Raw genomic sequence first — 10,083 nt, forward strand, 5'->3', positions numbered from 1 at the left:
TCTTCCTGATTTAAATTTTAATCGATTTATCATCGAGTTCCGGTAATACACAAGACAGCGGCAAAATAGATTCCGCGGCGAGTGTGAGATCTTCCGGCAGCGTAATTACGCACTGCGTTTCGCCATTCCAACGTACTTCCATGGTCTCTTTTGCGGTCATACCGCTCAGCCAGACTTGTCCTTCGTCGGCTACGATACCGGTGTTTTTGCCGTTAGCGCCGTACACCATCGCGCCAAACGGCGGGGTTTTACCGTCCTTGAATTGCAACTGTGCAAGCCCCTTCTTACCTGACAGCACTTCCATTTTCCGGTAGCCAATCGCTCCTTCAGTCAGAGTCAGTTGCGTAACCGAGTCTGCCGCTTCCAGCTCATCACCGAGCTGATTCAACGCAACTGAAGCATGGCTACGGCTGTAACTACTGACTCCATTGAGCACCGCTAATCCCCAACGGTTGGTATACGCAGTGCCCGATCCGCCTTGCACCGGCACATCCGCCACGCCTTCGGTATCAATCATCAGGCGGGTCCCACCCTGGCCGCCCGAGCCGTGCAACGCTGCGCCTTGCGCCGTCAGCGTCAACCCGCCGTTTAAGCCCATGCTGGCGCTGTTACGCGAAGAAGTACTGTGACTGCCACTCAGGCTAATATCGCCGTTGCGGCCACGATGACTCCAGAAACCGCTAAAATCGTTATCATGGCGACTGGTCGCCGCGTTGATACTGTACGAATCATTGTTTTCTGTTGAACCAGAAAAACCGATGCTGTGCGTCTGTTGATTGCGCTGGATGCTAGTGTCATATCGGATCCAGTTTTTATTACCCCACGGCACACTGAAACTGAGTGACATACCATCATCATTTTTACCGTGATAGGTCTGACGGTACGCGCGCACCGAGGCGCTGATATTTTTGATGCCAGCCACATCAAAATAGTTGTTCAGTGACAGATCCAGGCGCTGCGTCGCCGGGCGGTTCCAGTAAGTTTGATGGCTATAATTCAGGTACATACTGATACCCGCATCGGCAAAACGCTTGTTAAAGCTCAGGTCATAACGCTCTTTGTTATTTCCCATATGCTGGTAGCCTTTCAGCGCCGAGAGGTATTCACTCATTGAGTAGAAATTCTCTTCAGAGAAACGATAACCGGCGAAGGTTATCTGGCTGTCGTACTCTTCAAACATCTTGGCGTAGTTAATGCGCACTGATTTGCCCTCAGCCACGCGATCGCCAGGCAGATTTGAGCGTGCCACTGTTATATCGGTAGAAATGGCGCCGAGGCTAAATAAATCGCGACCAATACCCAATGCCAATGATTTGTAACCATCACTGCCAATTGCACCACCGAACAGCGACCAGCCGTTAGCCGCGCCCCACGATGCCTCACCAGTGACAAAAGTTGGCCCTTCAACTTTATGATCCCACTCTACAGGACGACCTGTAGCCAGCTTATAGCGCACTGCGCCTGGGCGGGACAGATACGGCAGTGACGCTGTGGAAACCTGATATCTTCTTACTTCGCCACCCTCTTCCTGAATTTCAACATCAAGGTTTCCGCTAATGGAGGAGCTAAGATCCTGAATACTGAAAGGTCCCGGTGGCACCTGAGTCTGATATAGAATTCGACCTTGCTGGCTCACAATTACCGTGGCATTCGTGTTGGCTACGCCATTAACCTCAGGCGCATAGCCGCGTAATGAGGGCGGTAACATCGACAGATCCGATTCAATACTGGCGCCGAGATAGCGGAAAGAATCAAAAATATCGGTGATGAGATAATTCTCTCCCAGCGTCAGCTTTGCCTGCAATTTGGGCAGCGGACGGTACAAATAGTAGCGACTCACTTCCAGCATCTTGCCGGACGTTTTTTCGTCAGACAGCACATTCTTTAGCTGCCAGTCAGCCCTGAATCGCCAGGCTTGCAGGTTAGCACCCGCCGTGCCGCTGCCAGTCAGCCTGTTCTGGCCGCCGCCGTTCTTGTCGTACGAGGTGTTGGCATTCAGGCTGTAATCCAACAACGCGCCAACAACGCCATTATCCCAACGGGCGGGCGGATCCCAATCTGCTGCGACATACTCCAGATAGATCTGCGGTACGCTGATATTTAGCTGCGAACTGCCTAAATCTGCCGTCGCCCGCGTGCCAGGCAGAGAGGACAAAATTAAACCGCCATCTTCCGCCCACAGCAGATCTTTTTCATACGTTGGCTTTAAACCAAATAACTCGACTAATTTTTTGTCCAGTAAAGGAATCGGCAATTCTTGATTTTCTTGCTTACGATAAACAATGTTTTTTTCAGAGATCGGTTGCCCGTTAATCTTAATCAGAAACAGATATTCGCCAGGCATGATATAACCCGCCATTGAGAACGGCGTTAAATCAACACTTTCCCTATCCTGCACATCTAACACATCGATATTAAACTCAATATTGCTGGACTGAGATGCTGGTACACAGAAAAACACACCGAGCAGCACCACTCTTCTGTTATTAAACATCCTGTTTTTCCAGACTTTCATAATATTGAGTTCACTTTTTAATAATAATCAAGCTTATAATTTATTGAGGCAAAGTGATTACCAGCACGCAACAAATTTGAATTACCAATTAATTTCATATTGTAATTCAGAGTTCTGTCGCCTTCAGGTATCGGGTGCGGTGGCATAGCGACATTGGGGATGGCCCGAATACCTCGGTCATCATAAATTTCCAGCGCTAAACCGCGACTGTCACCTTGTAAACTAAAACCATGCCCATCAGTTTCACCAGAAAAAGTGATTTGGAAAGCTACCCAAGGCTCTGATCTAGAACGAAACATTGAGCATTTAAACAATTTAATTGTAAAATTCTCAACCGCGCTACTGCCATGTTTAATCATTCGATCGGTTGAGATATCCACCAATGAAATATTTTGTAAGTGGCTGTCTGGATGAATGGCACAGGCTGATTCGATGATATTGCCCGCCATGCCAAACTTTCCCACTGAGTGCTTGATACTTAAGGCGGTAGACGTTGTTACCGGAAATAATAACAGCAGACCGAACCAGGCATATCCTGAAGACTTTTTCATACGTGGGTCTTCTTAAGGGAAATAAGCGACGGGAGCAGACACCGTCGCAGATCAATGTTGTCAAATACTCAATTAAATATATTCAACTGCAACGTTAACAGTGCTGCGGAATTGACCTTCAGTAACAGATTGGCCAGTGGCACTGTTACCAATTACCGAAGCCTGGAAGTTCACGCTGTTGTCACCGTCACGCAGCACCTGCGTAACGGCAATTCCCGGTTTAACTGCCACGCCATTCTGCTCAATAAGAATACCGATGTTCTGCACACCACTGACACCAAAGGCATCGCCAAAGCCGGCCGCACTGCCATCAAGCGTAGTTTTAATTGAACTCAAAGTACCTTTGCTGCAATTGGTTAACTCGAGGCTGATATTCTGCGGGGTAGAGCGTCCGCCGCCATCAACCAGTGATTTAGCAACATCACCGAATGAGATGGTCTGATTCAAATCGGCTTGTTCAATTGAGCAAGCGGTATCACGGATAACGCCTTCAAATTGAAGCTGGCCAGTTTGAGCTTGAGCCGCTGCAGTCATACCTAACATTAAACTCATGGCAATCAATGTTTTTTTCATTATTCTCTTATCCTTTGAATGATTTTTAAATTTAATTCATATTCCTGAATCGAGATTGATATTGCCTCTTAACCGGAAAATACGAAACAAGAGCACTCTCAATAATGCAGCGTTTTAGCATGAGATAGTGGTTAAAATTTACTCATCACATGATTTTGCAGGACAGGTCGACGGATACTCAGATAGCCCCTAACTATGCGCAGGCCTTGGGAAGTAAGGGCTGCCGTGGTTAGCGGCAGTGTTATCTGCTGGAGTATTATTAGAATGATTTGGATTGGTAATTGATACAATAGATTATTCCAATCATTCAGATAACAAACTCCAAAGGATATTTATTTATCTATCTTCACACGGAAAAGTTAATTATCACCAACAAATAAGATTCATGATCTGATTATTTAAGACAAGAACTGATCGGAGTTGTATTTAATTTAAATCTTATCTAATGACTTCCTATCCGATTACCGGTACTAAAAAGATTCCTTTTATCGCCAGAATTCCCGCTATCCCCCTTCCTCCTGGTATTGTTACAATCCTGCTCCAACAATGCCCTTATGCGGCAACACAGCAAACACTTACGCAGATATAGAGTAGCGACGAACTATGTATACAATCTATGGCATCAAAAATTGCGACACCATGAAGAAAGCACGTAACGCTTTAGATGCTTCCGGCATTGACTATCGTTTTCATGATTATCGCGTGGATGGCATTGATGACGCGCTGCTGCAATCGTTTATCGATCGGTTAGGTTACGAAGTGCTGCTTAACACGCGCGGTACCACGTGGCGCAAACTGCCAGAAGCCGAACGCGAAGCGGTAACTGACGCCGCCAGCGCGAAAGCGGTGATGCTCGCACAGCCCGCGATCATCAAACGTCCAGTGCTAGCCGCGCCAAACGGCGATCTGCTGGTCGGCTTCAAAGATTCCCTTTATCAGGCCTTTATCCAGGAGAAGTCATAACATGTTCTGTCCGGTCATCGAGCTGGCTCAACAGCTTATTCGTCGCCCGTCTCTTAGCCCGGATGATGCCGGTTGCCAGGCGTTGTTAATTGAACGTTTGCAAGCCATTGGTTTTACCATCGAGCCGATGCACATTGGCGATACGCTGAACTTCTGGGCCACGCGCGGCCAGGGCGAAACCCTGGCATTTGCCGGTCATACTGATGTGGTGCCGCCGGGCGATGCCAATCGCTGGATCAGCCCACCGTTTGAACCGAGCATTCGCGACGGCATGCTGTTTGGTCGTGGCGCTGCCGACATGAAAGGTTCGCTGGCGGCGATGGTTGTCGCGGCCGAACGTTTTGTCGCAGCCAATCCGCAGCATAAAGGCCGTCTGGCATTTCTCATCACGTCGGATGAAGAAGCCAGCGCAGTCAATGGCACGGTGAAAGTGGTTGAGCGCTTGATGGCGCGCAACGAGCGTATGGATTACTGCCTGGTGGGCGAGCCATCGAGCACTGAGATTGTCGGTGACGTGGTGAAAAATGGTCGTCGTGGCTCAATGACCGCGAACCTGACCATTCACGGCGTGCAAGGTCACGTGGCTTACCCGCATCTGGCGGATAATCCGGTGCATCGCGCAATGCCCGCGTTGAATGAATTGGTGGCAACCGTGTGGGATGAAGGCAACGAATTCTTCCCGCCAACCAGCATGCAGATCGCCAATGTGCAAGCCGGCACCGGCAGCAACAACGTGATTCCTGGCGAGTTTTTCGTGCAGTTCAACTTCCGTTTCAGCACTCAGCTCACCGATCAGATGATCAAAGATCGCGTCGCCGAACTGCTGGATCGCCATCAGCTGCGTTACACGCTGGAGTGGAATGTTTCCGGCCAGCCGTTCCTGACTTCACGCGGTAAATTGGTTGATGCCGTGGTAAACGCTGTCGCGCACTATAATGAAATTAAGCCGCAGTTGCTGACCACCGGCGGTACCTCCGATGGACGCTTTATCGCGCGCATGGGAGCACAAGTGGTGGAACTGGGTCCGGTGAATGCCACCATTCATAAGATTAATGAGTGCGTAAAAGCGTCAGATTTGCAGATGCTGAGCCGTATGTACCAGCGCATCATGGAACAGTTGATCGCTTAAGCGCGCAATAAGGAGAGTTGGGATGGAATTCTTTAAAGAGTATTGGTGGATCTTAGTGATCCTATTAATGGTCGGTATTTTAATGAACGTTTACAAAGACCTAAAACGTATCGACCATAAAAAATTCATGGATAACAAGCCAACGTTGCCACCGCATCGTGATTTCAACGATAAATGGGACGACGAAGACGACTGGCCGAAGAAGAAGTAACGCAGTCAAATCGATCTCGAAAACCGTAGCGGCGCGATTTATCGCGTTGTTTTGGTAGCAATATCGCTGCTGAAACGCGCGATAAATCGCGCCGCTACGGAATGTGCCAACATTACATCATCATCACCACATCATCATCGCCGGGCTTCGCTCCGCTCAGCGCTTCATCGAAATAACGACGCGGCACGGTATAGCGCAGATGATTCAGCGCCAACTCCATGCTGCGATGGTCAANTCATCACCACATCATCATCGCCGGGCTTCGCTCCGCTCAGCGCTTCATCGAAATAACGACGCGGCACGGTATAGCGCAGATGATTCAGCGCCAACTCCATGCTGCGATGGTCAATCGCATGCGGCAAATCCTCAACGATATCCAGCGTGACATCGCCGCCTAATAACATCAGTCGCTGCTTCGCTTCTTCCGCATGTTGTAGCGGAATGTGATCGTCATAATCACCGTGAATCAGATGAATGGTATTCCGCGTGCTGGCGCGCTGCGGCAGCGTGGCATAGCGTCCGCTGAACACGATGGCGCGTCCGGCTAAGCCAGGCTGCGCTTTTACGCCCTCCAGCACCATAGTGCCGCCTTGCGAGAACCCCACCAGCGCGGTGGCTTCAGCGCGCACGCCGCTTTGTTGCTGCCAGTGACGCACCGATTCGATGAACTCCGGCATCACCGCATCCACGCCCTGCTGTTCTGAACGATCGTGTGCCGGAATATCGGCATACCACAGGCGCCCTTGCGGCACACTGCCGGAAAAAGGGGCGCCGACCGAAACCACCAGCGCGTGTGGAAACGCCTTGGCGAACCAGCTGCCAATTTGCGCCATCGAATCAGGGTTATCATTGACGCCGTGGTACAACAAAAACAGCTGCGCGGCGTTATCGGGTTGCTGAACAATTACGTATTGAAGTGCCATAAGATCCTCCTCAAATCACTATACGCCGCTGCTGGCGCAGAGATATCGGGAAAATTTGAACGAGATAATGGATTTATTGCAACGAACGCAGCCGCAGTTGCCACGTATCAGCGGCTGGCGGATTGAGCTGCAAAATGGCGGCGGCAACCTCTGCACGTAGGTTAAGCATCAATGCTTTACGCCCGCTCAGTGCGGCCTGCTGCGCAACATCAGAGAACGACTGTTTCTCCAGCAGAATGGCATTCAATAACGGTGAAGGAACGGCGCGAACCAAGCGCTGGAGTGCCGCATAACTGGCTTCAAACGGACGTTGCGCCCAGGCAAAACCGGCTAACAGCGGCCAATCATCCGCGTTGAGTTCCTGGCTGGCCTTTGAATAAAACGTCAGCGGCAGTGCGATGATGTCGCGCAGCCACGGCCAATCGCGCGCCAGTCGCTGAGCGGCCTGCTGTTGCAATGCCTTTCCGGCTGGCGTCAGCGCCAGCATCGCCATCGCCGCATAACATCCGCTGCTGGCTTCACGCTGTGAACCGATACGCACCAGCGTGAAGCCACAGGCGCGCCAGAAATGCCACAAGGTTTCGGTGTAGCCAAAACTCACCGACAGATAATCACACTGCGCGTGCTGCTGTGCGGTCGCCACTAACGCACGGCCAATGCCACGCTGGCGCTGCGCTGCCTGGACCGCAATGCGGCTAATGCGCTGCGAGCGTAACGTCGCCGCTTGAGCAAAACCGCCATGCGCCGCCAGCGATTGCGCCACCAGATTACCGCGCGGTCGGCGATATCCGGCCCACACTGCGTCAGCAAGCGAGGGTTCTAATCCGCCCTCTTCCGCCAGCCACATCGCGCCAGTGATCTGTTCTGCACTGCCCGCCAGCCAAAAGCGCATGCCGGGCGCATCCAGCATACGACGCAGATCGAGCGGAGAAGTACGATAGTGCGCGCTAGCCAGCAAGCGGTAACCGGCTTCAAGGGCGGGCAGATGCCGATCGGGCGAAGCCGGGAAGATGTCGTTGTTTTCGCTGATTGTACTTTCAGCCGCATCCTCAAACAGCAGCGCCAGGCTTAGCCAACGTTCCAAGGGATCGTTAGGTGACCAGCGCAGTGGTTCATCGAGCTGGAAGTAACGAACATCAGGCAACGTGGCGCAGAAACGCAGCATAAAACCGCGCCCGGTGCCTTCGTAGCCCTGCACGGTGGTCGTCAGCAGCACACGCGGAAAGCGCTGCACCAGTTGTTGCAACAATGGCGCAGGAATGGCGGCAGCTTCATCGACAATCAACCATTCAGCTTGCGGCGCCTGTTCCAACGCGAGAATCGCGTCCGGCGCCATAAACCGGAAATGTTCACCAGCAAACGCTGCCAGCACATCGGTGGAGACTTTGGCTGGAGCCGTGACCAAACAGTGCTGATTATGCTGCGCCAACATGCCCGCCAGCGCTGATTTACCGCGACCGCGCGCGGCTGTGATCACCGCGACACCGTTGGGCATCGCCAGCAGTTGTTGCAGGATATGCGCTTGCTGTTGCGGTGCCTGACAATGCCACTCAGCCCAATCAAGCGCTGCGGGATAGCGTGCAGCGTGCTGCTGGCGCAGCAACATCACCTGCGGATCATTTAGCATTAAGGTTTGCAAATGATGGATGAAATGTGGCGTGGCGATGGGTTCTGCAACATCGGCCCAACGTAGGCTATCGGCATCTTGTTGCTGTGGCCACGTTTCCCATTCCGGCGTCAGCAGTAGCAACCAACTGCCAGCGCGTAAGGTGCCCGCCAGCGCGGCAAAGGCTTCGGCATGGAAACCGTCACGCGCATCAAAAATCGCATGCTGGAATTCTCGCCCCAACAAGGTACGCAGCGCGCTGGGGGCAACTGCCTGCGGGAAGTCGTCACTCTCACTCAGTGTCTGCCAATCACCGCTTAATTCCGCTTGCCAGTTGGCGGCTTGCTGCGTGGCCCAATCCGCCTCGCCACTGATGACACACAGGCGGCGAATGCCCGCTTGCTGCATCACCGCGGTTGCTTCAATTAATGACATCACTTACTGGCGAAGGTGTTGCATTGGCCCGGATCGCCGCTGTCGAAACCACGTTTCAGCCAGGTATAACGCTGCTGCGAAGTGCCGTGAGTGAAGCTATCCGGCACCACGCGGCCCTGGCCTTTCTGTTGCAGGCGATCGTCGCCAATCGCTTCAGCGGCATTGAGCGCTTGCTGCAAATCACCCACTTCCAGCACGTTCTCCTGCTGCATGTAATGGCCCCAAACACCAGCGAAGCAGTCAGCTTGCAGCTCCATTTTCACCGACAACTGATTGGCCTGCACCTGGCTCGCGCCCTGCTGCATCTGACGCACTTTCGGTTCGATGCCCAGTAATTTTTGTACGTGATGGCCAACTTCATGCGCAATCACATAACCTTGCGCGAAATCGCCACCGGCACCGAGTTTGGTTTTCATATCATCGTAAAACGATAAATCGATATACACCGTTTGGTCGGCTGGGCAGTAAAACGGCCCCATCGCCGATTGTCCGGTGCCGCAATTGGTGCGCGTTGCGCCGCGATACATCACCAGCTTTGGCGGCACATATTGCTTGTTCATCTGCTTGAACAGCTTGCTCCACGTATCTTCAGTGGTAGCGAGAATCACCGATGTGAACTTGGCATCTTCATTACTTTGTGCCGAATTGACCGGACGCTGCTGCTGTTGCGAGGTCGGCGCCATGCCGCCACCGCCATCAATCAGCGCGGTGAGGTCGTAGCCGTAATAACCGGCCACCGCGACCACCACCAGCAAAATCAAACCACCTTTGCCGCGTGGAATGCGGATTTGCCGTCCACCGCCGCTGCCAAAGCCGGGTGAATCATTGCGTCGATCTTCTACGTTGTCGCTTTCACGACGCCCTTGCCAGCGCATGGCATGCTCCTGTTAAACCATCATGTTTTGCATGATTTTAGTTGGCGGCAGGGATTATCACCAGCGTTGCGGGCTAAGCGCAGCGAGAATAAGAGAAATGGAATGAAAATCTGTCGGGTCGGCATTGATGCTGACCTGGCTGACGCATATTGCAGGCATAAAAAAAGGTCGTCATAAATGACGTAATGCTCGTCAGTTAAGCCTCAAACATGCCGGAACGCATAGCGTTTCGGCTTTTTCTTTACTGCCCGGGGATAGTGTCTTGGTCGCCGGGTGGGAAGCACGAAGCTGGGTGCCATTGC

9 protein-coding genes are annotated in these 10,083 nt (G+C 52.2%); 3 read left to right on the top strand and 6 right to left on the bottom strand.

The window, feature by feature from the left end:
- Positions 1–10 precede the first annotated feature (10 nt).
- The 3 genes from ACPUC7_RS04560 to ACPUC7_RS04570 all read right to left on the bottom strand — a co-directional run bounded on the left by ACPUC7_RS04560 (position 11) and on the right by ACPUC7_RS04570 (position 3,639).
- Positions 11–2,494 carry a fimbria/pilus outer membrane usher protein gene (locus ACPUC7_RS04560; RefSeq protein ID WP_494921918.1) on the bottom strand — a complete coding sequence of 828 codons (2,484 nt, stop codon included), beginning with the start codon at positions 2,492–2,494 and terminating at the stop codon, positions 11–13.
- A 38-nt stretch (positions 2,495–2,532) separates the two neighbouring features.
- Complete coding sequence (locus tag ACPUC7_RS04565) at positions 2,533–3,066, bottom strand: fimbrial protein (protein WP_494921919.1); 534 nt, start codon at positions 3,064–3,066, stop codon at positions 2,533–2,535.
- A gap of 72 nt (positions 3,067–3,138) precedes the next feature.
- On the bottom strand, positions 3,139–3,639 hold the full coding sequence (locus ACPUC7_RS04570) for a fimbrial protein (protein ID WP_494921920.1): 501 nt from the start codon (positions 3,637–3,639) through the stop codon (positions 3,139–3,141).
- 603 nt (positions 3,640–4,242) lie between these two features.
- On the opposite strand from ACPUC7_RS04570, the gene ACPUC7_RS04575 reads away from it, so the two are divergent.
- The 3 genes from ACPUC7_RS04575 to ACPUC7_RS04585 are packed head-to-tail and all read left to right on the top strand — an operon-like array spanning position 4,243 to position 5,942.
- Entirely contained in the window at positions 4,243–4,602 is a 360-nt protein-coding gene (locus tag ACPUC7_RS04575; protein WP_494921921.1) for an ArsC family reductase, read from the top strand.
- A gap of 1 nt (position 4,603) precedes the next feature.
- Positions 4,604–5,731, top strand: coding sequence for a succinyl-diaminopimelate desuccinylase (dapE, locus tag ACPUC7_RS04580; RefSeq protein WP_343552472.1), 1,128 nt, complete (start codon positions 4,604–4,606; stop codon positions 5,729–5,731).
- A gap of 22 nt (positions 5,732–5,753) precedes the next feature.
- Entirely contained in the window at positions 5,754–5,942 is a 189-nt protein-coding gene (locus ACPUC7_RS04585) for a YpfN family protein (RefSeq protein ID WP_008108368.1), read from the top strand.
- Positions 5,943–6,172: 230 nt separating this feature from the next.
- On the opposite strand, the gene ypfH is transcribed toward ACPUC7_RS04585, so the two are convergent.
- The 3 genes from ypfH to ypfJ form a co-directional block, all read right to left on the bottom strand.
- Complete coding sequence (gene ypfH / locus ACPUC7_RS04590; protein WP_494921922.1) at positions 6,173–6,865, bottom strand: esterase; 693 nt, start codon at positions 6,863–6,865, stop codon at positions 6,173–6,175.
- A 73-nt stretch (positions 6,866–6,938) separates the two neighbouring features.
- Entirely contained in the window at positions 6,939–8,906 is a 1,968-nt protein-coding gene (locus tag ACPUC7_RS04595; RefSeq protein ID WP_494921923.1) for a tRNA(Met) cytidine acetyltransferase TmcA, read from the bottom strand.
- Positions 8,906–9,781, bottom strand: a complete 876-nt coding sequence (gene ypfJ / locus ACPUC7_RS04600) for a KPN_02809 family neutral zinc metallopeptidase (RefSeq protein ID WP_343552469.1) — start codon at positions 9,779–9,781, stop codon at positions 8,906–8,908. The genes ACPUC7_RS04595 and ypfJ overlap by 1 nt, the downstream gene beginning before the upstream one ends.
- Positions 9,782–10,083: the final 302 nt, after the last annotated feature.

It is taken from the genome of Pantoea sp. CFCC18179 (genome assembly GCF_059412405.1).